The sequence below is a fragment of the Haloferax sp. Q22 genome (genome assembly GCF_001482285.1).
GTDB lineage: Archaea > Halobacteriota > Halobacteria > Halobacteriales > Haloferacaceae > Haloferax.
Map to the genome: position 1 here is coordinate 142,620 of NZ_LOEP01000018.1, position 22,601 is coordinate 165,220.

The 22,601-nt window shown below is 66.5% G+C and carries 21 protein-coding genes, 1 tRNA gene and 1 pseudogene; 12 read left to right on the forward strand and 11 right to left on the reverse strand.

What is annotated here, in order from left to right:
- Positions 1-88 precede the first annotated feature (88 nt).
- Positions 89-469: a hypothetical protein gene (locus AM590_RS08545; protein WP_058827103.1), complete on the reverse strand. Its 381-nt coding sequence runs from the start codon at positions 467-469 to the stop codon at positions 89-91.
- Between the two features lie 104 nt (positions 470-573).
- On the opposite strand from AM590_RS08545, the gene AM590_RS08550 reads away from it, so the two are divergent.
- Positions 574-831, forward strand: coding sequence for a hypothetical protein (locus AM590_RS08550; protein ID WP_042663780.1), 258 nt, complete (start codon positions 574-576; stop codon positions 829-831).
- A 195-nt stretch (positions 832-1,026) separates the two neighbouring features.
- On the opposite strand, the gene AM590_RS20445 is transcribed toward AM590_RS08550, so the two are convergent.
- From AM590_RS20445 to AM590_RS08565, 4 genes are all read right to left on the reverse strand, one after another.
- Positions 1,027-1,203 (reverse strand) — tRNA-Trp (locus tag AM590_RS20445).
- Positions 1,204-1,259: 56 nt separating this feature from the next.
- Positions 1,260-1,487 carry a DUF5795 family protein gene (locus tag AM590_RS08555; protein ID WP_013035372.1) on the reverse strand — a complete coding sequence of 76 codons (228 nt, stop codon included), beginning with the start codon at positions 1,485-1,487 and terminating at the stop codon, positions 1,260-1,262.
- A gap of 93 nt (positions 1,488-1,580) precedes the next feature.
- Positions 1,581-1,967 (reverse strand): secondary thiamine-phosphate synthase enzyme YjbQ, encoded by a 387-nt coding sequence (locus AM590_RS08560; protein WP_058827104.1) that lies wholly within the window; start codon positions 1,965-1,967, stop codon positions 1,581-1,583.
- 42 nt (positions 1,968-2,009) lie between these two features.
- Positions 2,010-2,888, reverse strand: a complete 879-nt coding sequence (locus tag AM590_RS08565; RefSeq protein WP_058827105.1) for a DUF5794 domain-containing protein — start codon at positions 2,886-2,888, stop codon at positions 2,010-2,012.
- Between the two features lie 678 nt (positions 2,889-3,566).
- Here AM590_RS08565 and guaB point away from each other — a divergent pair.
- The 4 genes from guaB to AM590_RS20805 all read left to right on the forward strand — a co-directional run bounded on the left by guaB (position 3,567) and on the right by AM590_RS20805 (position 7,420).
- The gene (guaB, locus tag AM590_RS08570) at positions 3,567-5,063 is read left to right on the forward strand and encodes an IMP dehydrogenase (RefSeq protein WP_058827106.1); all 1,497 of its coding nucleotides are present in this window, start codon (positions 3,567-3,569) and stop codon (positions 5,061-5,063) included.
- Positions 5,064-5,266: 203 nt separating this feature from the next.
- Positions 5,267-6,355 carry a TrmB family transcriptional regulator gene (locus AM590_RS08575; protein ID WP_058827107.1) on the forward strand — a complete coding sequence of 363 codons (1,089 nt, stop codon included), beginning with the start codon at positions 5,267-5,269 and terminating at the stop codon, positions 6,353-6,355.
- 153 nt (positions 6,356-6,508) lie between these two features.
- Positions 6,509-7,099 (forward strand): HalX domain-containing protein, encoded by a 591-nt coding sequence (locus tag AM590_RS08580; protein ID WP_004977278.1) that lies wholly within the window; start codon positions 6,509-6,511, stop codon positions 7,097-7,099.
- A 180-nt stretch (positions 7,100-7,279) separates the two neighbouring features.
- Entirely contained in the window at positions 7,280-7,420 is a 141-nt protein-coding gene (locus tag AM590_RS20805) for a hypothetical protein (RefSeq protein ID WP_008093006.1), read from the forward strand.
- On the opposite strand, the gene AM590_RS08585 is transcribed toward AM590_RS20805, so the two are convergent.
- The 5 genes from AM590_RS08585 to AM590_RS08605 form a co-directional block, all read right to left on the reverse strand.
- The gene (locus AM590_RS08585; protein ID WP_058827129.1) at positions 7,421-9,436 is read right to left on the reverse strand and encodes a hypothetical protein; all 2,016 of its coding nucleotides are present in this window, start codon (positions 9,434-9,436) and stop codon (positions 7,421-7,423) included. It lies immediately after the preceding gene.
- Between the two features lie 134 nt (positions 9,437-9,570).
- Positions 9,571-10,293, reverse strand: a complete 723-nt coding sequence (locus AM590_RS08590; protein ID WP_058827108.1) for a hypothetical protein — start codon at positions 10,291-10,293, stop codon at positions 9,571-9,573.
- A 139-nt stretch (positions 10,294-10,432) separates the two neighbouring features.
- Positions 10,433-10,858 carry a universal stress protein gene (locus AM590_RS08595; protein WP_058827109.1) on the reverse strand — a complete coding sequence of 142 codons (426 nt, stop codon included), beginning with the start codon at positions 10,856-10,858 and terminating at the stop codon, positions 10,433-10,435.
- Between the two features lie 99 nt (positions 10,859-10,957).
- Entirely contained in the window at positions 10,958-12,109 is a 1,152-nt protein-coding gene (locus AM590_RS08600) for a pyridoxal phosphate-dependent aminotransferase (protein ID WP_058827110.1), read from the reverse strand.
- Positions 12,106-12,597, reverse strand: a complete 492-nt coding sequence (locus AM590_RS08605; RefSeq protein WP_256364939.1) for an Lrp/AsnC family transcriptional regulator — start codon at positions 12,595-12,597, stop codon at positions 12,106-12,108. Before AM590_RS08605 ends, AM590_RS08600 begins: the two co-directional genes overlap by 4 nt.
- A 130-nt stretch (positions 12,598-12,727) precedes the next feature.
- On the opposite strand from AM590_RS08605, the gene AM590_RS08610 reads away from it, so the two are divergent.
- Together AM590_RS08610 and AM590_RS08615 are read left to right on the forward strand one after the other, a co-directional pair.
- Positions 12,728-13,357 carry a PH domain-containing protein gene (locus AM590_RS08610; RefSeq protein WP_058827111.1) on the forward strand — a complete coding sequence of 210 codons (630 nt, stop codon included), beginning with the start codon at positions 12,728-12,730 and terminating at the stop codon, positions 13,355-13,357.
- Positions 13,354-14,001: a PH domain-containing protein gene (locus AM590_RS08615; RefSeq protein ID WP_058827112.1), complete on the forward strand. Its 648-nt coding sequence runs from the start codon at positions 13,354-13,356 to the stop codon at positions 13,999-14,001. The genes AM590_RS08610 and AM590_RS08615 overlap by 4 nt, the downstream gene beginning before the upstream one ends.
- 63 nt (positions 14,002-14,064) lie before the next feature.
- On the opposite strand, the pseudogene AM590_RS08620 reads toward AM590_RS08615, so the two are convergent.
- Positions 14,065-15,522, reverse strand: a pseudogene (locus tag AM590_RS08620) (Na+/H+ antiporter NhaC family protein).
- Between the two features lie 230 nt (positions 15,523-15,752).
- On the opposite strand from AM590_RS08620, the gene AM590_RS08625 reads away from it, so the two are divergent.
- From AM590_RS08625 to AM590_RS08645, 5 genes are read left to right on the forward strand one after another with little or no spacing between them, the layout of a single operon-like run.
- A complete protein-coding gene (locus AM590_RS08625; protein WP_058827113.1) occupies positions 15,753-17,549 on the forward strand; it encodes a BatA and WFA domain-containing protein in 1,797 nt (598 codons plus the stop codon).
- Entirely contained in the window at positions 17,549-20,005 is a 2,457-nt protein-coding gene (locus tag AM590_RS08630) for a VWA domain-containing protein (RefSeq protein WP_082677693.1), read from the forward strand. Before AM590_RS08625 ends, AM590_RS08630 begins: the two co-directional genes overlap by 1 nt.
- Positions 20,002-20,625, forward strand: a complete 624-nt coding sequence (locus AM590_RS08635) for a chromosome partitioning protein (RefSeq protein WP_058827114.1) — start codon at positions 20,002-20,004, stop codon at positions 20,623-20,625. The genes AM590_RS08630 and AM590_RS08635 overlap by 4 nt, the downstream gene beginning before the upstream one ends.
- Positions 20,615-21,583, forward strand: a complete 969-nt coding sequence (locus AM590_RS08640) for a hypothetical protein (RefSeq protein WP_256477609.1) — start codon at positions 20,615-20,617, stop codon at positions 21,581-21,583. The genes AM590_RS08635 and AM590_RS08640 overlap by 11 nt, the downstream gene beginning before the upstream one ends.
- Positions 21,576-22,598, forward strand: a complete 1,023-nt coding sequence (locus AM590_RS08645) for a MoxR family ATPase (RefSeq protein ID WP_058827115.1) — start codon at positions 21,576-21,578, stop codon at positions 22,596-22,598. Before AM590_RS08640 ends, AM590_RS08645 begins: the two co-directional genes overlap by 8 nt.
- Positions 22,599-22,601 lie beyond the last annotated feature (3 nt).

Sequence of the window (22,601 nt, forward strand, 5' to 3'; positions counted from 1 at the left end):
TGCAGCGCCGGCGTCGTCTCGTGGTCGTCCCGTGGTCGTTCCGGGTCGTCCCGGGTCGTCGGACCGTCGACGACCAACGGGCCGACGCTCAGCCGCTCCGTTCGACGATTCGCCGACAGTCCTCGATGAACTGGAGGAGGTCCGTCCCGGCGTCGGTTCCGATGCTGATAATGATTCGCTCCGCCTCGGAGAACGGAAACTGCAGGACGAACGCGTTCTCGTAGTAGTGGACGACGGCGCGGCGTTCGCCGATGGGATGGGTGTCGATTCCGGGCGTCGCAAACGGCGTCTCGACGCGGAGGTCGGAGACGACTTCAGTCAACGTCCCTTTCGTGTATTGCTCCGAGAGGTCGTCGCGGAGATACTCCAGTTCGTATCCGTCGTCGTCGGCGATGACTACCGTCCGGAGTCCGTCGCCGATTCGCCTGCTGAGGTACTCGGCGAGTCGGCGCGCTGTGTCCCGTACCATACCGCGCCGTCGCTCCAAGCGCCTATAGTTCATTGGTATCTTTGTGGTATTTTCTCCGGGCCGAACGTCAATAGTTTTCAAACGAGCGACAACAACTGCGGGGTATGGAGAAGCAACCGCGGGACGTCCGGCGCGACGGTGCGCTAGTCCTCCTCGGGTTCGCGGGGTTGGTCGCGCTCCGGGTGTTGGTCCCCCCGGACTCGGTCACCGGGGTTACCGAGGTGTTTCGGGGCGTCCTCTTCGGCGGGTCCGTCTCGGTGATGGCGGCGGGCGTCTTCCGCGTGCCCGACGAGCAGGCGTTTCGGCTGACGGCCGCGGTGGCCGCGGGGTTCGCGCTGGGCACCCTCGCGTTTCTACTGTGAGGGCGGCTTCGTGGCCCTTGCGGAAGAACTGTATTGACTGGACTACCGAACTGTTCGCCCCTCACCCTTGGCGGCGCTGTCGCTCTTCTCTGGTGGAGAATCGCTCACAGAGAACGCACCTCCGGGGTTCCGCTAAACCGGCGGTACAGCGCCTCTGCTACTAAATAAAACCCTACGAAAGGATTAAGTTTAGAGTGGGGCCGGAGGGATTTGAACCCCCGATCGACTGATATCTCCGGTGGGCACCTCGGAACTCCAGAGGGTCGTCAACACGGCCGATGATCAGTCGGCCGCTCAGTATATCAGCTGGAGTGTCGTCCCGGGCACCAAGCCTCTGGAGTCAGTCGCCATGCCGGGCTTGGCCACAGCCCCGATTCGTGCTGTCTGCACTCTCTCGTATGGCGATTTTTCTTAAAGGGGTTTCGATTCTACTCGTCGCGGTCGTCGTCGGCCCAGTCGCACTCCTGGCACTTGTAGGCCGTCACGAACTCCGTCACGCTCGGCATGTAGCCCACCTGGATGACGTTCTCGCCGCACTCCGGGCAGTCGAAGTCGGCGTCCTGAATCGGCTCGGCGTCCATCGGGCGCTCGCCCTCGACGAGTTCGGCGAGCGTCTCGGGCGTGACCATCCGTCCTTGTACGACGCGGTTGCTCATACCCGTGCAACCGTCCCGAAGTAAGTAAGCCCTCCGCCAGCGGTTGGAGTCCGCGTCGCCGCGGGCGGCCGCGAGGCCGCACCCCGGACCGGTTCAGGGCGTCGCCACCGTCACGGTCCGGGTGCGCGGGCCGTCGCACTCCACGAGGAGGACGGACTGCCACCGCCCGAGGTCGAGGTCGCCGCTCGCGACCGGTATCGAGACGCCATTGCCGACGAGGAGTGCCCGGAGGTGCGAGTCGGCGTTCCCGTCGAGTTCGTCGTGGTCCCAGCCGTCGTCGGGGACCGCCTCGGCGAGCATCGACTCGATATCACCGAGCAGTCGGGGTTCGGCCTCGTTGACGCAGACGCCGGCGGTGGTGTGTTTCGAGAAAACCGTACAGACGCCGTCGGAGTCGGCGGGTATCGCGTCCGCGACTTCGTCCGTCACGTCGATGACCTGAAGCCGGCGCTCGGTTCGAACGTCGAAGGTCCGTCGCATGCGACGGGGTTCGTCGGCTGGGAGAAAAAGTCGCCCGGCGGGTTACAGCCACGGCGCGCGGGACTCCTCCTCGCCGGGGTAGCCGTACCCCGGTTCGGAGTCGTCGTCGGTCTCGTCCGCGTCGTCCACCAGCGCGTCGTAGTCGGTCGGGTCGGCGTCGTCACCGCCGTCTGCGACCGCGCCGTTGGCGTTGGGCGTGGCCGACTCGGGGGAGGGGGCGTCGTCGACGAACTCGTCGAGGTCCGCGCCGTCGGAACCGGGGTCGAACGAGAACAGCGCGGTGACGCCGAGGACGCCGAGGGCGACGGGCGCTTGCGTCGGCATCAGGCCGAGCACTTCGAGCGCCAGCATGCCGAGGGCGACCGAGCTACCGAAACGGAAGAGGTCGATGTCGACGTTGCCGCGGAGCCGCGGGGCGAACAGCGCGACGGCACCGGCGAAGCCGACGCCCGTGCCGGCCGCCGCACCGGCGCTGAGCAGGCGCATCGGGTTGGGGTTGACGATGAGTTCGAACCCGGAGGGCTCGAGGCTCGCAACGAGGCCAAGTCCGATGATGATGCTCGGCGAGGGGAGGTACTCACCGACCTTCGAGGAGGCCGTCTTCGCCGCCACGGCGAGGATGACGAGGCCGGCGAAGCGGTGGAACACCTCGAAGTTCAGGAGCGTCTCGATGGTCTCCGCGACGGCGGCCTCGGCGACCGCCACCGGGATGAGCAATGCGCCGAGCAGGAGGATGGACGTGAGTTGTTCGCGGCGCGTGCCGTCCATCTCGGCGAGGATGACCGCGACCGTCGCCGACCCGCCGAAGATGAGCAGGCCGGTCTGGAGGATGCCCGTGACCGAGGGGTCGCCCGTTGCGGTCGTCAGCGCCCCCGCGATGATGAGCGCTGGGAAGATACCGTCGATGAGGGGAAGCCCCATGACGGTTGCGAGCAGACGGGTGGCACCCCCTACCTGTTGCTCGAGGCGAAGGGCGACCGGGTGGCGTGAGACACTCATTCGATGTTACTGGCCTTCACCATGGCCCAAGCGGCGATACGAACGCAATTCGGACAGGGGCGTGCTGGCGCTCTGCACGCGAAGCCCATTTCGTCCGAAATTGAACTCCCGTTTAAATGTCTGCCACATCGCTGTAAAGAGAATGCCGGAGTCGGAGGTCGTTTGACCGGCAATGCGCGATGCGGCGGGACACGTGGAGTCCATACAAGATTACATTAGGACAGGAGTATTAAACGTTGTGTGGGATACGACCGCATGGAACATAGATTTCTCTGACCCTATTATAAAAGGGGCTGACGATTCTTCGGATATAGGTTGAAATTTCGAAGATACGGTGGTACAAGTTCGTGAATATGGTGATTATTCACGATGGTCTTGTGATTCGGTACACCGTGACGAGGGGACGAACGTCCCGGCGCGGTCGGGGTCAAGGGCGTCCGTCACTCGCGGGTGTCGTCACGTGTTCTGGTGTCCGTCTCGGTCCGCCGGCGATGCGAAGAATACTCACGCACATGTATACATCACCGAACTGGTTTGCGATACATCGACACGCCCGTGCTATCTCGCAACCCTTTTGTCGTCGCCGCAACCACGCTTGATATGGCGAACGACGTTCCTGACCGAGAACCCTTCACCGAGAAGCTACGGGTGCCCGAATCCCTCACATTCGACGACGTGCTGCTCCGCCCGATGGAGAGCCGGGTCGAACCCGACGACGCCGACGTGTCGACGCGCGTCTCGAAGAACGTCGAACTCAACATTCCCATCCTCTCCGCGGCGATGGACACCGTCACCGAGAGCGGGATGGCTATCGGGATGGCCCGCGAGGGCGGTCTCGGCGTGCTCCACCGCAACATGAACGCCGAGCAGATGGTCCGCGAAATCGAGCGCGTCAAGCGCGCCGACGAGCTCGTCATCCGCCGCGAGGACGTGGTCACGGCCAACCCCGGCCAGACCATCAGCGAGGTCGACGAGATGATGGAGCGCGCCGGCGTCTCCGGTGCGCCCGTCGTCGACGACGACGACGTGGTCCTCGGCATCATCTCCGGCACCGACATCCGTCCCTACCTCGAAGTCGGCGAGTCCGACGAGGTCGGCGAGGCCATGACTGACGAGGTCATCACGGCCGAGCGCAACGTGACCGCCCGCGACGCGCTCGAACTCATGTACGACCACAAGATAGAGCGCGTCCCCATCGTCGACGACGACAGCCGCCTCGTCGGCCTCGTCACGATGCAGGGCATCCTCCAGCGCCGCGAACACGAGAACGCCGCCCGCGACGACGACGGCCGCCTCGTCTGCGGCGTCGCCGTCGGTCCGTTCGACGACGAGCGCGCACAGATGGCCGACGACGCCGGCGTCGACGTCATCTTCATCGACTGCGCCCACGCGCACAACCTCAACGTCATCGACACCGCCCGCGACATCAAGGAGTCCGTCGAGGCGGACGTCGTCGTCGGGAACGTCGGCACGCGCGAGGCCGCGGCCGAACTCGTCGACTTCGCGGACGGCATCAAGGTCGGCATCGGCCCCGGTTCCATCTGTACGACCCGCGTCGTCTCCGGTTCCGGCATGCCTCAGATTTCGGCCGTCGCGGAGGTCGCCGACGTCGCCGCCGAGTACGATATCCCGGTTATCGCCGACGGTGGCATCCGCTACTCCGGCGACGCCATCAAGGCAGTCGCCGCCGGTGCCGACGCCGTCATGCTCGGCTCCTACTTCGCCGGTACCGACGAGGCCCCCGGCCGCGTCATCACGATGAACGGCAAGAAGTACAAGCAGTACCGCGGCATGGGCTCCGTCGGCGCGATGCAGTCCGGCGGTGCCGACCGCTACCTCAAGGAGGACAACGAGGACGAGGAGTACGTCCCCGAGGGCGTCGAGGCCGCGACGCCGTACAAGGGCTCGCTCGCGTCCGAGCTTCACCAGCTCGTCGGTGGCATGCAGTCCGGCATGGGCTACGTCGGCGCCGAGACCATCCCCGAGGTCAAAGAGCGCGCCCGCTTCGTCCGCGTCTCCGCCGCCGGCCAGACCGAGGGGCACCCCCACGACGTGATGATTACCGACGAAGCGCCGAACTACAGCCCGAGCGAGTAACGCGTTCTCCGGTCTGTTCCGGTTCTCCCGTCTCGTTCGGTTCTTCGGCGCTCCCGCCTCTTCCGCTTCTTCGGCCCCGCTCACTTCTCTCGGCGCTCTCGTCATCCACACCGAATCAGCGGTCTGACGGTTCGTTACCCGGTTGCACGCGGGACGAGAACATGGGATAATTAATACGGATGTATGTCGTGCATCTACAAGCGATGGATACCGCGGAGCTACGGACCGCACTTCGGAACGCTGGGTTGTCACAGTATCAGGCGGAGGCCTACGTCGCGCTTCTGCAGCTCGGAGCGGCGAGCGCGACCGAACTCGCCGACGCCTGTGCCGTCCCGACCGCCCGTATCTACGATGTTCTCCGCGACCTCGAAGCGAAGGGCTACATCGAGACCTACGAACAGGACAGTCTCCACGCGCGAGCGTGCGACCCCCGGTCAGTGATGGAGGACCTCAAGAGCCGCGCCGTCCAACTCGACGAGGCGGCAGAAGAAATCGAGACGCGCTGGCAACAGCCAGCGGTGGACCGGCACATGCTGAGCATCGTCAAGCGCTTCGAGACGGTGTTCAAGCGGGCCGAAGAGATGATACGAGAGGCGGACGGAGAGGTGCAACTGTCCGTCACCCCCGAGCAGTTCGACGAGCTCAAGCCGGCGCTCTCGGAGGCGTACGAGAACGGCGCGCTGGTGAAGGTCGTGTTGCACCCCGAGCGGACCGACGAGCTCGAACCGCTCGCAGAACAGGAGTACGACGGGGTCGCCACGGAGGTCAGACACCGCACCCTCCCGACGCCGTTCGTCGCTATCGTCGACCGGACGGGCGCGTGTTTCGCGCCGCACGACAGCTCGGTGAACCAGTACGGCGTCCTCGTCGACGACTACACGCTGGCGTACGTCTTCCACTGGTACTTCCAGACGGCGCTGTGGGAGGTCTGGGAAGTCGTCTACGACGCACAGACGGACGAACCCCCGTTCGTGTACTCCGACATCAGACACTTCGTGCAGGACACGGAGCCGCTCATCCGCGACGGGAAGCGTATCATCACCCACATCAAAGGCTACGAGACCGACGAACGCGACCCCATAGAGTTCACCGGCGAAGTGACCGACGTGTACTACACGGCGGTCTCCGCGCCGACAGACACGTTGTCGTTTTCCGAACTCGCGGGGCAGGTCTGTCTGACCGTCGAGACCGACGAGGGAACCTACACCGTCGGCGGGTGGGGCGCGGTCTTGGAGGACGTCGAGGCGAACCGAATCACCGTCGAAGAGATCTCAGAGACATCTGACAGGTGAAATCTGTTCGATTCGCCGGAATGTATAACAACTCCGGGGGGCAATTAGTGCGCACAAGCGCAGTTTCGGACGGCGTTAGACAAGAGGTATTTTGATATACCACTGCACGACATTGAGTTTCGTGAGCGTCCCCGGAACACCCCTACACTACCAATGAGCGCAGAACAGCCACTGGTGCTCATCGTTGAAGATGAGCCTGACCTCGCCGATCTGTACGCAACCTGGCTTAGGAACGACTACAGCGTTCGTGTCGCCTACGGCGGCCGCGAGGCGCTGGATAAGCTCGACGACGAGGTTGACGTTGTTCTCCTCGACCGTCGAATGCCCGACCTCTCGGGCGACGAAGCGCTCTCGGAGATTCGGGACCGTGGCTTCGAGTGCCGCGTCGCGATGGTGACCGCAGTCGAGCCCGACTTCGACATCATCGCTATGGGCTTCGACGACTACCTCGTCAAGCCCGTCTCGCGTGAAGCGTTGACTGACACCGTCTCTAACCTCATCCTGCGAAACGCTTACGACGTCGGGATTCAGGACCTGTTTTCCCTCGCGTCGAAGAAGGCGCTCTTAGAGTCCGAAAAGGACGAAGCGGCGCTCGAAGAAAACGAGGAGTATCAGCAGCTCACCGCCCGGTTGACCGAACTCCGGCGCGAGCTCGACGAGACGCTTGGTCAACTCGACGAAACCGAGGGAATCTCCGCAGTCTACCGAGACATCGGCGGCGAAGTCGATATCGACAGCTCCTAATCGGGTGTGAGCGTTCCGGACGACGACCCCTTCCATTTCTCTTTCCCGCTTTCGCGCGCCCACAGCGCCGTTTGCGGCGTCGACGATTACTTGCGACACGTGTTCACTTAATTAAGTTATTTTCATATCAGATATACACGAAAAATTATATTTCGCGCTCGCTCCTTGGGGTAAGTGCACATGTCCGACGACAGCAACCAGATGGTCGCGTACCTCCGTCAGAACCCCCGCATGATGGGCGTCCTGTTCACGCTCACGCTCCTGCTCTCACAGGCAGGAAGCGTGGCAGCCGGCAACACTGGAGTCATCTACGGCCCGTAATCACGAGAGGAATTCGCAGTCCCAGTAGACGGTATCGTCGTAGACGACCGGAATCTGTTCTAACGCGAGGAAGTTTCGAAGCTCCGCCTCCGTGAGCCTGATGTCGGAGAGACCCTGCGAGGAGAGATAGTATTCGTTCGTCTCGGGTAAGGCGGGAATGATAAGCGACCCGGGCCCGCATCGAGACGTTGGATACGAGTTGTACGAGAGACTGTACTCGTCGTCTGACAGCTGTGCGACCTCACAGAGTACCGCCACACCACTTTCGGTCTGAACGACCGACAGCCCGCCGTCCCCGACCACGCCGTACTGGTGGGCGATGTCGCTGTCGGTTCGGACCACGTCGAGAGATGCCTGCAGCGGGAACCCCCCGTTAAGCAGTCGGGCCAGCGTGCGCCCCACGCCGACCGCCTGACTGTTGATGACCTCGCTGAACGTGACGATACCGCCGATAGCGCCGGCCTCGACGAGCGCAAGCCCCTGGTCGTACGACTGGCAGGCGTTGAGGAAGAACGCCCCCGTCCCGACGTGGTCGAGCGTCTCGGCGTCGACCCTGCCGTCGTGACACTGGAAACCGTCGTCGTCGATGTGGCCGATGTAGTGGAGGAAATCGGTCGGCTCGGCGAGTATCTCCCGAAGCTCCGCCCGGCTGAGGTCGTAGTGAGCGTCGATGTCGAACGACAGCCCGTCGCGCGAGCCGTACACCTCGTCGACGATGTTCGTCTCGGCGAGCATCTCCGGGTCGTTACAGACGACCGTGATACCGATGTCTCCCTGCGTCGGCTTGCGCTGAAGCCGGTTCCGGTAGGCGGCGGGCGTGGTCTTGCTCGCGCCAACCGGCGTTCCGTCGCTTATCCACGCCTGCTCGACCGAGTCGGTCGAACTGGGCTTGACGTACGTCTCGTTCGGGGTCGTCGCGCCCGCGCTCCTGACGATGTCGTCGCGGAGGAAATCGTCGACGACGGCGGCTTGCACCTCCGAGTGGGAGACTTCGGTCCCCGTCGGCGTCCTGACGACCGCGAGGTCGTTCGTGATGAACGGCAGGAGTTCGATGTTGTCGGTCTGCGGCGCGACGTGCGTCGTCAGCTTCCACTCCGGGACGAGGTCGGCGATGTGCTCGTAGGGTATCTCGAAGTACGCCGAGAGCTGTTCGCCGAGCGACGCGTCGTACAGCCGCTCGACGTCGATGTCCGTCCGCGACTCGACCGTCTGGCGCTCGTGGAGCGGCACGTCGTAGATGCCCTCCGTCCGAACGACGCAGTCGAGGAAGAACGTCCGTTTGAGCGCGCGCGCGACCGACTCCTCGAAGCCGTGGGGGCCGTCGAAGTCGTGGACGAACCCGTCGGCGACGAGTCGGGGGGCGTCACCGGGGACGAGTCTCGCGCCGAGGTAGTACGCCAGCGGCGTCGCCACGAAGATGTGACTCAGCGTCGGCGGAAGTTCGATCCGGACGCCGGTCTCGGGGACGTGAAGCCCCTCCGGGATATCGAGCTCGTCGCCCAGTTCGAGGAGCGGCGGGTGCCCCCGAAGCGTCGGATACGACCGCTCGACGCTCGTGGTCTTGAGCGCAGAGCTAAACGCCGAGACGGCTTCCATCACGTCGAGCGGGTCGTCCGTCGTCGTCACCGTCGTCGCGGGGCTCTCGTGCGACGACCGTGCGCCGACGTACACCGTCTGCGGCTCCTCGAACGAGAGGACGGTTTCGAGCGGCTTCGCGTCGACGGTCAGCGGCCCCTCGACTCGGAGGTACGTCTTGACCGCACCGAAGAGCTCGATGCTGTAGGTTGCCGCGTCGAGTTCCTCGTGTCCCTGCTGGTCGACCTGCGCGAGCATCGACCCCGCCTCGTCGCGGACGCAGACCACCGTGTTCGCCGCCAGCCCGATACGGTCGGTCTCGATGCGGACCGCCGCGTCCGTCGGGAGCGAGAACCGACGCCGGTCGGCCGGCTCGGGCGCGACAGGCGACGGCGTGCGAAGCATGAACTGGTGGCGTTCGACGTTGTCCCGAACGACCAACCCCGCGCCTTCCGAAGGGAGCGAAAAGCCGACTTCCAGCGTGGAAGACGCGTCAGTCCGCTTGCCCTGCCCGGACGATTCCATTGAGTCTATGTGACACGATTAGGGTAAAAAACGTATTGGTCGTGAGAAATTCACGGTTCCAACGGGAACCAGCCGGACGAGACCTCTTTTCGCCGAAGGTGCCAACGTTGGCGAGCCTCCGCACCCTCGACGTCGAGTTCGACGACGGCGTCGAACAGCGGTTCGAGCATCCGGTTTATCTCGTCCTCGCGGTCGCCGGGAGACCAGACGTGGACCATCCCGTTTCGCGCGCGGACGTGAGACGTCATGACGTGGAGAAACCGAAACACGTGGTCCCGCTCGTACCGCGAGAGGAGCGACGGCAGACAGTCGAACGCGACGCGGAGTTCGGCCGGAGAGAGCCCCCCGGCGAGGCTGTCGAACTCGGTCACGTCGGTCGCGAGTTCCGCGCCGAGTTGGCCGAGGCCACCGCTCACCCGGCGTTCGCAGGTCTCGACCGCAGTCGGGACGACAGCCGACGGTGACGACGACGACGACGCCGTTGCGCTCCGTTCGAGCGTCGAGTACCGCACCACGCGGGTCCACTCCTTCGAGCGTTGGATATCGGCGTCGAGACGGGTATCGAGCGGCGTCGAGTCGTTGAGAACTAACAGGCGGCGTCGCGGCTCGTCGGGAGCGCCGAGCATCTGCTTGGACGCGCGCGAGTAGAGTTCCGTCGGAACCGACCCGACGACGAGGAGCGCGCTCCCTCGTCGCTTGAGGTCGTCCAGCCCGAGTTGGAACGTGGACGTGTCCTCCGTCACGGCGATGTCCGTGTCACCTCCCGAAACCATTCGTGTTGCACGAGGAAACCATATTTAATAATACTTTGCGTGTTGGTCTCTCGAAATGTGCCACCAAGTGTCATGATCGATGGTGCACTCTGAGCAGGGCGTCTTCGGTCGCCTCGGCCACCTGGGACGGCCGAGTCGACTACCCCGTCGCCCGGACAGTCAGCACGGGAACCGACGCGGTCCGGACAACGCGCTCGGTGACGCTCCCGAGGAGCACGCGCTCGACACCCGTCCGGCCGTGGGTCGCCATCGCGATGACTTCCGCGCCGTGTTCCGCCGCGTAGTCGAGGATGGTTTCGTGGGGCGCGCCCCGCCGCACGGCACCGACCGTCTTGATGCCGCGGCTCTCGCCGCGTTCGACGACCTCATCCACGACGCGTCGGCCCTCCTGCTCCAGCGTTTCGAGGACTGTCCCGCCGATGATTCCCGCGTTATCCCGCGTCGTGTTCACGACGAACAGTACGTGTACCGTCGCGTCGTACCGCTCCGCGAGGTCGAACACGTGCGGTATCGCCTGTTCGGCCGCCGGACTCCCATCGACGGGGAGCAGGATTTCGTCGTACATCGTTGGATGTACGCACCCTGACTGTGTGAATGCTTCGCATACTCACACGTGCGCGTCGGTCGGTGAAAAAACGAAAAAACGGGTGCGAACCGGGTCAGATCAGCCGCTGACGTACGCCTCGATACGGTCCATCGCCTCGCGGAGTTCGCGCATCCCCGTCGCATAAGAGACCCGAAGGTGGCCCTCGCCGCCCTCGCCGAAGACGCTCCCCGGGACGAGCGCGACGTTCTGTTCTTCGAGGAGGCCCTCGGCGAACGCCTCGTCGTCGCCGTCGGGAGCCTCCGGGAAGACGTAGAACGCCCCTTTCGCCTCGAAGCAGTCGAGTCCCATCTCCTCGAAGCGCGCGAGGACGAACCGCCGGCGGCGGTCGTACTCGCGGCGCATCTCGTCGACGGAGTCGTCGCACGACCGCAGCGCTTCGAGCGCCGCGTACTGCGCAGTCGTGGGCGCCGAAAGCATCGCGTACTGGTGGACCTTGTTCATCGCGTCGATGGCTCCCGGCGGTCCCATAGCGTAGCCGAGGCGCAGGCCGGTCATCGCGTAGGCCTTCGAGAAGCCGTTGAACACGATGGTCCGCTCGCGCATGCCGGGGTGGGTGGCGATGGAGGCGTGGTCGTCCTCGTACCGGAGGTCCGAGTAGATTTCGTCGGAGAGCACGACGAGGTCGTGGTCCCTGACGAACGAGGCGACGTCGGCGAGTTCGTCGTCGGTCATCACCGCGCCGGTCGGGTTGTTCGGGTAGCAGAGCACCAACACGTCGGCCTCGTCGGCCCCGGCGGCTTCGAGCGCCTCGGGCGTGAGTTTGAACTCGTCTTCGGCGCGGGTCGGCACCGGGAGCGGTTCGCCGCCGGCGAAGATGGCTCCCGGCGTGTACGAGATGTACGACGGCTGGGGAATCGCAACCACGTCGCCGGGGTCGACGAACGCCCGGAACGCGAGGTCGACGGCCTCGCTCGCGCCCGTCGTGACGATAATCTCGTCTTCGGGGTCGTACTCCTGCCCGTAGCGGGTGACGCGCTCCGAGATGGCCTCACGGAGTTCGCGCATGCCGCGGTTCGACGTGTATGAGGTCTTGCCGCGTTCCAGCGAGTCGATGGCGGCGGTCCGGGCGGCCCACGGCGCAGAGAAATCGGGTTCGCCGACACCGAGGGAGATGACGTCGTCGACCTCCTCTGCGAGTTCGAAGAACTTCCGAATCCCCGACGGCGGCACCTGTTTGACGCGGTCCGAAAGCTGGTCGCCGAGCGTCATGGCGACACTGAGAGCCGGTCGTCGTCGTCGCCGTCGCCGAGTTCGATGCCCTCCTCCTTGTAGGAGTCCATCACGAAGTGCGTGACCGTCTTCGTGACCTCGGGGATGGGGGCGATGCGCTCGGAGACGAAGTTCGAGACGGCGTGCATCGACGCGCCCTCGACCTCGATGAAGAAGTCGTAGTCGCCGGAGACGAGTCGAAGCGTGGCGACCTCGGGGAACCGCGCGATGCGGCGGGCGATCTCCTCGTAGCCCGTCTCGCGGTCGAGTTCGACGTCGACTTCGACCTGCGCCCGGACGTGTTCCTCGTCGACGTTGTTCCAGTCGACGACCGCCTGGTAGCCGCGGATGACCCCGTCGTCTTCGAGTTCCTCGAGCGCTGCTGCCACTGCTTCGGCGTCTGCGCCCAGTTGGCGGGCGATGTCATCTACGCTCTCGCGAGCGTCGTGACGCAGCAAGTCGAGCAGTGACTGCTTGTCCATGGACAGTCCGTTGCGGGCATCCGTAAAATGGTTTGCCCAACCGGGCGGAATTGTCGTGTTAGGTGGTACCGTGTTCCAAAGATTCCGGCCCCGTCCGGCGGAACACTATTCCACCGCCGGCGGAAACCTGTCCGGCATGAACGCCGAGTTCGATTGGCTCACCCTCGACGACGACGAAGCGGTCCTCTGGGCCGACACCCCGCATCCCTACAGCCTCGTGCCCTCCTTCATCGTCGGCGTCCCGCTCTCGCTCGTCCTCGTGGGCATCCCGCTCCTCGTCGGGTCGTACCTCTCCCACAAGAACACGAACTACGTCGTCACCTCCGACGCGCTCTACCGGAAGACGGGCGTCCTCTCCCGGAGCGTCCAGCGCATCGAGTTCGACAAGGTACAAGACACCTCCTACAGTCAGACGTTCCTCGGCGCGCAGTTCGGCTACGGCTCCGTCAACATCAGCACCGCCGGTGGAAGCGGCATCGAGATGAGTTTCCAGAACGTCGCCGACCCGCAGTCGCTCCAGACGCTCGTCAACGAGCGAATCAAGCGCCGCTCCGGGGCGGAGACCGACGCGGAGGGGAAGGCCGCCGTCCTCGACGACATCCTGACCGAACTTCGTGCGATTCGACAGGCCGTCGAAGGTGGGGAAAGCGTCGCCGCGGACGACGCCGCGCCTGACGGGGACGGAGCCGAGTCCGCCTCCGACGCGTCGGCCGACGCGCTCGAACCGAGCGACTTCGAGTTCGACGCGACGACTGACGAGCGATGACGGGCGGCGATTCGAGACCTGCCGGTTCGTCTCCCGACGACCCCGCCGCGACCGAGTCGGCGACCGACTCGACGGCCGACGCAGCGACCGACTCGGAGACCGCCGCGGCCATCGACGACTGGCTGGCACGCGGCGACGACGAGACCGTCCGTTGGGAGGGTCGCCCGCGGATACAGACCGTCATCCCCGCCGCAGTCGTCGGTCTCACCATTGTCGTCGTCGCGGCCGTCGCGGCCGCCGCGAACGGCGTGCCCGAAGTCGCGGTCGTTGGCCTCGTCGGCCCTCTCCTGCCGGTGTGGTCGTACCTCCGCGTCACCAACACGCGCTTCGTCGTCACCGACAGGGCGCTCTACCGGAAGACGGGCGTCCTCTCCCGGACGGTCCAGCGAGTCTCCCTCGACCGCGTCCAGAACAGCGCGCTCTCGCAGGGCGTCGCGGGGTCGCTGTTCGGCTACGGGACCGTCGCAGTCGAGGCCGCGGGCGGCGGCGCAATCCGGTTCGATGACGTGGACGACCCCGGTGCCGTGCGCGACCGAATCGAGGGTCGCGACGACCGCGATGGCGACGAACTCCCCGGCACGGTCGAGCAGTGGGCCGCCGTCCGCGACGAGGTGCGGGCGCTCAGAACGGCGGTAGAGCGATAACAGAAAAGCGATCGTTTTCGGTTCGGTATCGGTATCGCGACGCAGAGAAGGTTTCGCGTCGCGTCAGTCGTCGTCCGACGCCGGAGCGGCGGGGCCGGGCTGTGCCGTGCTGTTCCCCGAGAAGCCGACGCCCGCGAGGACGAAGGCGAACAGCACGAGCGGCGAGAGGTAGCCGAAGAAGTAGTACCACATGTAGTCGAACGTCGCCACACCCTAGACACCGGCCATGTACGCGCCGCCGGCGTGCCACGGGAGGAGCGCGCCGGTCGGGGTCCCGGCGGACTCGATGGCCTGCGAGAGGTCCGAACTGTCGAGGCCGAACTCGTCGTAGGTGTCGCGGAGCGTCATGCCGGGGACGACGATGCTCATGTACTGCTGGGCGGTGAGCGCGTTGGTCAGCATCGCCGAGACGCCAGTGGAGGCGACGAGCAGGCGCGGGCTCCGAATACCGCGCTGGAGGCGGTGGGCGAGCACCGCGAGGACGCCTGTCTGTTCGAGCAGGCCGCCGAGCGTCAGCGCCGCGACGACGACGGCGATGGTCCACGCGGACCCCGAGACGCCGCCGGAGGCGAGCAGGCTGTTGACGAGTTCGGAACCGGTCTCCGGGCCGGTACCGCTCATGAACGTCTGCCACGCCGTGACGAACGACGCGCCCTGCACGAGGATGCTCGTGAACGCGCCGGCGAACGCGCCGGCGAGGAGGACGGTCAGCGCGGGGTAGCCCGCGGCGGCGAGGCCGAAGGTGACCGCGAGCGGCAGGAACGCGAGGAGCGTGATGTCGTACGAAGAGGCGAGCGCGGTCTGAATCTCGGCGATTTGGCCGGCCGGAATCGCGCCGGTGATACCGAGGCTGAGGACGACGAAGCCGACAAGCGAGAGGCCGAACGCGACGGTCGTCCCGTTCCGCATCGCGTGGATGTGGTCGTAGAGGTCGGTGTTCGTGACGGCGGCTGCGAGGTTCGTCGTGTCGGACAGTGGTGACTGCTTGTCGCCCGCGTACGCGCCGGAGAGAATCGCGCCGGCCGTCATGGGCTCGGGGACGCCGAGCCCGGAGCCGATGCCGATGAAGGCGACGCCGAGCGTGCCGACCGCGGTCCACGACGAGCCGATGGCGAAGGTGGCGATGCCGACGAGGAGCGCCGTCGCGGGCAGGAACACCTGCGGCGACAGCAGGTCGAGACCGTAGTACATCAGCGCCGGAATCGTCCCCGCAGCGACCCACGTCGAGACGACGCCGTAGATGACGAACAGAATGAGAATCGCCTGTAGTCCCATCGCCAGGCTGCGTTCGATGCCCTCGTAGAGGTCCTCCCAGGTGTAGCCCCAGACGAACCGACCGAGGAGGCCGACCAGCGCGATACTCCAGATGAGCGGGATGTGCGGGTCGAGTCCCAGCCACGCCGACCCGAGACCGAGGAAGGCGACGAGCCCGAGAACCGGAACGAGCGCCTGTCTGAGCGTCGGGCGCTGCTCCGGGGCGATGTCGTCGTACGACCGCGGTGTGTACCTATCAGTTCCCATCGTAGCTCAACAAATAACTTTAGAGCATAAAATTGTGTCGTGTTATGCTTCAAGTGCATTGTTATGCAATGTCGTACTTTTGTTTGACAATATGATGCTCAGCAGTAATTCATCGAGCGAGTGGCCCCGAGCGGTTGCGTCTAACATTCACGTATTATGATAGGTCGATATTTCGGAACGTGTCAACGAATAGGGAAACAGCCATACCGGAGGCGCGCCACGGGTCGGGCATGGTCTTCGACGAGTTCTTCTTGTTTCCCCTCGGGTTGGTCGCCCTCTTGGGGGTGGTCCCCCTCGTCATCCTCTATCTGCTGCGGCCGGAGCCGGTCCGGCGCACCCTTCCGACCTTCCGGTTCCTCGCGGACTCGGCGGGACGAAACGCGTCGAACCCAATCTTCGACCGCCTGCTCCGGAGCCTGCTCCTCCTCATCCAACTGCTCGCGCTCGTCGCGCTCGTCGGCTCGCTGGCGACGCCGTACGTGATGGTTCCCGAGTCGGAGACGGTCCAAGAGACCGTCCTCGTCGTGGACACGAGCGCGAGCATGGGCGTCCGCGACGGCGGGGGGACCCGATTCGACAGCGCTCTCGCCGCGGCGCGAAACGAGGTCTCCGGCACGACCTCAGTCGTCGCGGCGGGGTCGAACGCGAACGTGGTGCTCCGCCGGGGGAGTGCGACCGAAGCCCGCGCCGCCCTCGACGACCTGCGCGCGAGTGCGGCACCCGGCGACCTCCGCTCCGCGATTACCGCCGCCGCCTCCATCGCCGGCGAGGACGCTCGCGTCGTCGTCCTGAGCGACTTCGCAGACGACTCGCCGTGGAGCGACGCGGTCCGCGAGGCCCGCGCCCGCGGCCTCGTGGTTCAACTCCGGCAGTTCGCGGGCGGCGGACAAGGCAACGTCGGCATCGTCGACCGGCGCTTCTCCGGCACGAACGTCACCGTGACGGTGAAGAACTACGGCGACTCGGCGACGACGCGGACGCTCTCTCTCGCCGGCGCCACACGGGAGGTCCGGATGGACCCCGGCGACGTGGCGACCGCGACGCTTCCGGTCCCTGCGGGCGGCGGACGCGCCGAACTCTCGCCGGGCGACGCCTTCCCGACCGACGACGCGCTGTACGTCGCGGCCCCCGAGGACGCCTCGGTGGACGTGCTCGTCCTCACGAACGACGAGAACCGCTACCTGACGGCCGCGCTGTCGGTCATTCCCGAGGTATCGCTGACCGTTGACAACCCGCCCACGGCGGTCTCGACGAACTACGACGTGATTATCTACAGCAACGTCAACCCCGGTCGCCTGCTCTCGGGCAACGTCGAGGCCGGCCGCGAGGTCGTCGCCGACGGCGGCGGCGTGGCGATTCAGGCACAGGAGGAGTCGCCGAACTACGGCGACCTGCAGCTCGTCTCGCAGGCGAGCATCGAGACGAACCCGACCGTCGGGACCGTCGAGAGCCACGAGATAACCCGCGACATCACCTTCCCGCCGCCGACCGAGTACGTCGCGGGCGACCTCCGCGCGGGTCAGTCGCTTGTGACCACGACCGGCGGCACCTCACTCGTCGCCGTCGAGCGCCGCGGGGCCGGCCGCGTCCTCTACTACGGCTTCATGGAGGACAGCTCGGCGTTCAAGTACAACTACCAGTACCCCGTGTTCTGGAAGCGCTCGGTGTTCTACCTCGCCGGGCGCTCGACGCTCTCCGAGCTGAACCGGGCGACCGGCGGGTCGCTCGCGGCGGGCGCGAACCAGACCGTCGAGACGCCCGCGGGCGAGGCGACCGGCCCGGAGGTCCGCCTCGCCGACGCCGGCTTCTACCGCGTCGGCGACGAGCGGTTCGCGGCGTCGCTCCTCAGCGAGGCCGAGTCCGACGTGGTCGCCGCGTCGCTGGACGGCGAATCGGCCCCCTCGGACTACCCGACGCGGGTCGAAGAGCGTGACGTTCCGGACCCGCTCATCGAGTGGGCCGCGCTGGTCGCGCTCGCGGTGACGATGGTCGAGTTAGCCTACCTGCGCCGGCGGGGTGACCTCTGATGGCGGCGCTCGGGTCGGCGTCGGCCGCGCTGACAGCGCTCGACGCTGTCGCCGCCACGGCTCCCGCCGCCGCGACGACGCCCCTCGCGTGGACGGTCGAGGCCGCCGGCCGGACCCTCGGCCTCCAGCGCCCGCTGTTCCTCGTCGCGCTCCCGGTGGCCGCGCTCCTCGCGTGGGCACTCATCTTCCGCGGGGCCGAGGGGACCGCCGGCGGGCGCTCCCGGCGACTCCTGTTCGCGTCCCGATTCCTCGTCGTCCTGTGCTTGGTCGTCGCGGCCGCGGGCCCGTACACCGTCACGACGCGGATGTCCGACGGCGACCCGCAGGTGACGCTGCTCGTCGACGACTCCGACAGTGCGGCCGTCACCGAGGACGTGGCGTCGCAGCTCGCGGCGGACATCGAGGCCGAGGGCGTCCCCGTCACAACCTCGACTGTCGCCCGGGGCGAGGAGTCGCCTATCGGCGACGCCGTCGCGGCCAACCTCAGGCCCAACGGAACGGTCGTCCTCGTCTCGGACGGGCGGGTCACCTCGGGGCGGAGCCTCGCGTCCGCGACGACGCTCGCCCGCGACCTCAACGCGACCGTGAGCGCGGTCGCGCTCGAACCGACCGACACCGAACACTACGTCACCGTCAGCGGCCCGTCGAAGACCAGCGTCGGCGTCGAGAACGCGTTCCTCGCGCAGGTCGACGGAGTCGTTCCCGAGGACGCCGAGGGCGCGACCGTCGAACTCGTCGTGGAGGTCGACGGCGAGGAGGTTGCCCGCGAGGCGGTCAACACGACCGGCGGCGTCGAGTTCTCCCAGACGTTCGAGACCACCGGAACCCACCGCGTCACCGCTCGCATCGAGAGCGACGACCGCTTCCAGACGAACGACGTGTTCCGCAAGACGGTCCGCGTGGTCGAGCCGCCGCGGGTGCTGTACGTCTCCCGCGGCGACTACCCGTTCCGCGACTACCTCTCGGAGCTGTACGACGTGGAGACCGCCGAGGCCGTCCCCGCGGACCTCTCGTCGTACCACGCCGTCGTCTTACAGGACATCCGCGCCGAGGACGTGGGTAACACCGACTCGCTCCAACGGTTCGTCATCGACGGGGGCGGCCTGCTGACCGTCGGCGGGCGGAACTCGTTCGAAAACGGCGGCTACGACGGGTCGAGCCTCGCGTCGATGCTCCCGGTCACGACCGGCGAGGGCGCGTCCCAGCAGACGAACCTCGTGTTCGCCATCGACGTCTCCGGCAGCGCGGAAAGCGGCATGCGCGTCCAGAAGTCGGTCGCGCTCGACGCGCTCGACCAGCTCGGCGACGAGAACCAGGTCGGCATCGTCGGCTTCAACTACCGCGCCTACGAGGTCTCGCCGCTCCGCCCGCTCGGGCCGAACCGCGAGTCGACCGCCGACCTCATCCGTCGGCTCCAGTCCGGCGGCGCGACCGACATCGCCGTCGGCCTCGAGGGCGCGGCCGAGCAACTCGGCGACAGGCGCGGGACGGTCATCCTCATCAGCGACGGACACGACCGGTTCCAGGACGCCGCGAGGGTCGCGGACCGACTCGGCCGCGACGGGGTCCGCGTCATCACCATCGGGACCGGGCCGAGCCCGAACGAACAGACCCTCCGGACCATCGCGCGGGCGTCCGGCGGGAACTACCTCAGGGCCAGCGAGACCGACCGGCTTCGCATCCTCTTCGGCGGGTCGAACCGCCAGTACGCCGGCGACGGCCTCACGGTCGTCGACCAGAACGACTTCGTCACCGCCGGCGTCGAACTGACCGCGAACCCCGGCAGCGTCAACGACGTGTCGGTCAGGAGCGGCGCGAACTTCCTCGTCGCGGCCGATGACGGAACCCCCGCAGTCGCCTCGTGGCGCTACGGCCTCGGCCGCGTCGCGACCATCACCGCCTACGCGGGCGACGGCACGCTCGACGGCCTGCTCCAGAGCCCCGACTCGCTCCTGCTCACGAAGTCCACGAACTACGTCATCGGCGACCCGGAGCGGAAGGCGACCGGCGTCGCCGAGGTGGCGGACACCCGCGTCAACCAGCCGACGACCGTCGTTTACCGCGGCGGCGAGCGCCCGCGGGGCGTCGAGGGGCTGTCCTTCTCGGCGGTCAGCTCCGGCGTCTACGAGGCGACAGTCGTCCCCACGGAGACTGGTTACCGGGACGTGCTCGACACCGCCTTCGCAGTGAACTACCCCGCCGAGTACGCCGGGTTCGGACGGGCTGCCGCGCTCGAAGCCGCCGTCTCCGACAGCGGCGGGACGATGTACGACCCCGAAGACGCGACCGAAATCGCCGCCTCCGCCCGCGACAACGCCGCCGGCGTCCAACCCGTTCGCGACGACTGGGCGGCCGCGTTCGTCGCCGTCGCGTTCTTCCTCTACCTCGCCGAGGTGCTCGTCCGGCGTCTTCAAGTGTATCGGGGTCGAACGCAAAGTGAAGGTGGTTTGATATGAGCGCCCTGGGTCGGTCCCTGAATCTCGGTCTCGTCCTCGTTATCGTCCTCCTCACCGCCGGAACCGTCGGCGCGACGATGTTCTACCAGTACTCGGTCGATTCGCTCGACCAGCAAAACGAGCAACTGCGCGAGCGAAACGAGGCGCTGGAACAGGACCTCTCGCAAACTCGACAGAACCTGTCGGCGACACAGGCGGAGCTACAGGAGCTGAACAGCAGCCTCGAACGCACCCGCGGCGACGTCTCGCAGGTCGCGAACAACCTCGAAGACGCGGAGTCACAGCTCGAATCGACTCAAAGCGAGCTGTCGTCGACCCGGAGCGAACTCCAGGAGACCGAAAGCAATCTCCGAGACGCTCGCAACCGTATCAGCGAACTCACGGCGACGCTCGACGAACTCGAAGAACAGCGCAACCGGCTCGAAAACCAGATAGACGACCTCGAAACGGATAACGAGGAACTGGAAGAGACGAACGCCGAACTGGAGACCCAGATAGAGACGCTCCGGTCCGACATCAACGAACTCGAAGACCGGGTCGACGAACTCGAAGCCGACCTCCGGCGGGCCTGTTCCGAGTTCGAAGACGGCAACGAACCGGCGGTGTGCAATGGTGTCTGAACCATCCCCGTCCGAACCGGGCGACAGCAGTGACGTTCCCGGCGCTGCCGACACGTCCGACGCACCCGACGCGCCTGACGCGCCCGCCGGCTCGAACGCGGGAAGCGCCCGCCGCGAGGCGATGGCCGACGCCGTCAGCGAGGTCCGCCGGGAGGCCGCGAAGGCCGCCGCCGTCTCTAGCGTCGTCGACGCCGCGGTCGCGACGCTGTTGGCGAACATCGCGTTCCGGGTCGTCGAGTTACCCGTCCAGTCGTCGGTGTCGCTCGGCTTCCTCCCGCGGGTCGACCCGGCCGTCTCGGTCCACGTCGCCGTCCCAATCGCCCTCGCGGTGGGCCTCCTCGTCGGCGTCGCGGAGTACCTCATCCTGATGCGGGTCCCGCCGGTCGAGCAGTTCGAGGCGGTGAACCCCTCGGTCGCCGAGGCACTCCGGACCGCCCGCGACCTCGTCGCCGACGAGGGGAACCCGAACCGCGATTCGCGCATGTCGGTCGCGCTCTACGACGACGTGCTGTCCCGCCTGCGGGAGTCGTCGTCGGTGGAGCTTCTCCCGACCCGCCGTATCGTCGGCGCGCTCCTCGTCGCCCTGCTCCTCTCGGCGGGGAGCATCCAAGTCGCCGTCTCGGACATCCAGTTCGATGGGCTCGCCGGCGACGGCGGACCGGCGGGCGACAGCCTCGACCGACCCGACGAGGAGGCGGGGCTCCAGAACGGGAGTTCGATTCTCGGCGACCCCGAGGACGTGGCCGCCGGCTCGGAGCAGTTGAACGCCACCGTCGCCGGGACCGGCGGGAGCGGCGACGGGCCGGAGTCGTCGGCTGCGGCCTACGACTCGACCGGCTACGGCGGCGATAGCGCCGTCGAGAGCCAGCGCGCCGGCTACCTCGCCGACGACACGCTCGAAGAGGCCGACCTGATTCGCGACTACACCCTGAAGATACGAGAGAACGACGATGAGTGACAAACGAGACTGGCTCGGCGACGACGGACAGCAGACCGCGGCCGAAGGCGATATCGCGGTCGAAACAGACGACGACCTTGACCTCAGCATCGAGGACCTCCAAGCGAGCGTCGCGGCGGTCAAAGACGAGGTCGGAAAGCGCATCATCGGCCAGCACGACGTGGTCGAGCGACTGCTCGTCTGCGTCCTCTGCGATGGCAATGCGCTCCTCGAATCGAACCCCGGACTGGGGAAGACGACGCTCGTGCGCGCCCTCTCGGACGCGACCGACCTGCAGTTCTCGCGAGTGCAGAACACGCCCGACCTGATGCCCTCGGACATCACGGGCACCGAAATCATCCGCGAGACGCCGGACGGTCGGGACTTCGTGTTCGAGCGCGGTCCCATCTTCGCCAACGTCGTCCTCGCCGACGAGATAAACCGGGCGACGCCGAAGACGCAGGCCGCGCTCCTCGAAGCCATGCAGGAAAAGCAGGTGACCGCCGCGGGCGAGACCTACGAGCTTCCGGACCCGTTTTTCGTCCTCGCGACGCAGAACCCCATCGACCAGGGCGGCACCTACCCGCTCCCCGAGGCGCAGACCGACCGCTTCCTGATGAAGATTCTCGTCGGCTACCCCGAGTTCGACGAGGAGCGGACCATCGTCAAGCAGTACGCCGAGGGCGCGGCGTCGCCCGAAGTCGAGCGCGTCCTGCCGCGGACGCACCTGCTGGCGGCGCAACGGCTCGTCCGACAGGTCCCCATCTCCGACGACATCCGCGACCGGACCATCGAACTGGTCCGCAAGACCCGCGAGGACGAGCAGGTCGAGTTCGGCGCGAGTCCCCGCGCGAGCATGGCGCTCGTCCTCGCCGCGAAGGCGCGGGCGTTCGTCCACGGACGTACCCACGTCTCGTGGGAAGACGTGGTCGAGATGGCCCCGCCGGTCATCAGACACCGCATCATCCTCGACTTCCGGGCGGAGCGCGAGGGGCTCGACCCCGACGACGTGATTGCGCGGCTGTTGAACGAGTGACGG

Bases quoted from the DNA above. Each gene is read 5' to 3' on its own strand.
- AM590_RS08545 (WP_058827103.1), bottom strand. From the start codon at position 469: ATGGTACGGGACACAGCGCGCCGACTCGCCGAGTACCTCAGCAGGCGA.
- AM590_RS08550 (WP_042663780.1), top strand. From the start codon at position 574: ATGGAGAAGCAACCGCGGGACGTCCGGCGCGACGGTGCGCTAGTCCTC.
- AM590_RS08555 (WP_013035372.1), bottom strand. From the start codon at position 1,487: ATGAGCAACCGCGTCGTACAAGGACGGATGGTCACGCCCGAGACGCTC.
- AM590_RS08560 (WP_058827104.1), bottom strand. From the start codon at position 1,967: ATGCGACGGACCTTCGACGTTCGAACCGAGCGCCGGCTTCAGGTCATC.
- AM590_RS08565 (WP_058827105.1), bottom strand. From the start codon at position 2,888: ATGGGGCTTCCCCTCATCGACGGTATCTTCCCAGCGCTCATCATCGCG.
- guaB (WP_058827106.1), top strand. From the start codon at position 3,567: ATGGCGAACGACGTTCCTGACCGAGAACCCTTCACCGAGAAGCTACGG.
- AM590_RS08575 (WP_058827107.1), top strand. From the start codon at position 5,267: ATGGATACCGCGGAGCTACGGACCGCACTTCGGAACGCTGGGTTGTCA.
- AM590_RS08580 (WP_004977278.1), top strand. From the start codon at position 6,509: ATGAGCGCAGAACAGCCACTGGTGCTCATCGTTGAAGATGAGCCTGAC.
- AM590_RS20805 (WP_008093006.1), top strand. From the start codon at position 7,280: ATGTCCGACGACAGCAACCAGATGGTCGCGTACCTCCGTCAGAACCCC.
- AM590_RS08590 (WP_058827108.1), bottom strand. From the start codon at position 10,293: ATGGTTTCGGGAGGTGACACGGACATCGCCGTGACGGAGGACACGTCC.
- AM590_RS08595 (WP_058827109.1), bottom strand. From the start codon at position 10,858: ATGTACGACGAAATCCTGCTCCCCGTCGATGGGAGTCCGGCGGCCGAA.
- AM590_RS08600 (WP_058827110.1), bottom strand. From the start codon at position 12,109: ATGACGCTCGGCGACCAGCTTTCGGACCGCGTCAAACAGGTGCCGCCG.
- AM590_RS08610 (WP_058827111.1), top strand. From the start codon at position 12,728: ATGAACGCCGAGTTCGATTGGCTCACCCTCGACGACGACGAAGCGGTC.
- AM590_RS08615 (WP_058827112.1), top strand. From the start codon at position 13,354: ATGACGGGCGGCGATTCGAGACCTGCCGGTTCGTCTCCCGACGACCCC.
- AM590_RS08625 (WP_058827113.1), top strand. From the start codon at position 15,753: ATGGTCTTCGACGAGTTCTTCTTGTTTCCCCTCGGGTTGGTCGCCCTC.
- AM590_RS08630 (WP_082677693.1), top strand. From the start codon at position 17,549: ATGGCGGCGCTCGGGTCGGCGTCGGCCGCGCTGACAGCGCTCGACGCT.
- AM590_RS08635 (WP_058827114.1), top strand. From the start codon at position 20,002: ATGAGCGCCCTGGGTCGGTCCCTGAATCTCGGTCTCGTCCTCGTTATC.
- AM590_RS08640 (WP_256477609.1), top strand. From the start codon at position 20,615: ATGGTGTCTGAACCATCCCCGTCCGAACCGGGCGACAGCAGTGACGTT.
- AM590_RS08645 (WP_058827115.1), top strand. From the start codon at position 21,576: ATGAGTGACAAACGAGACTGGCTCGGCGACGACGGACAGCAGACCGCG.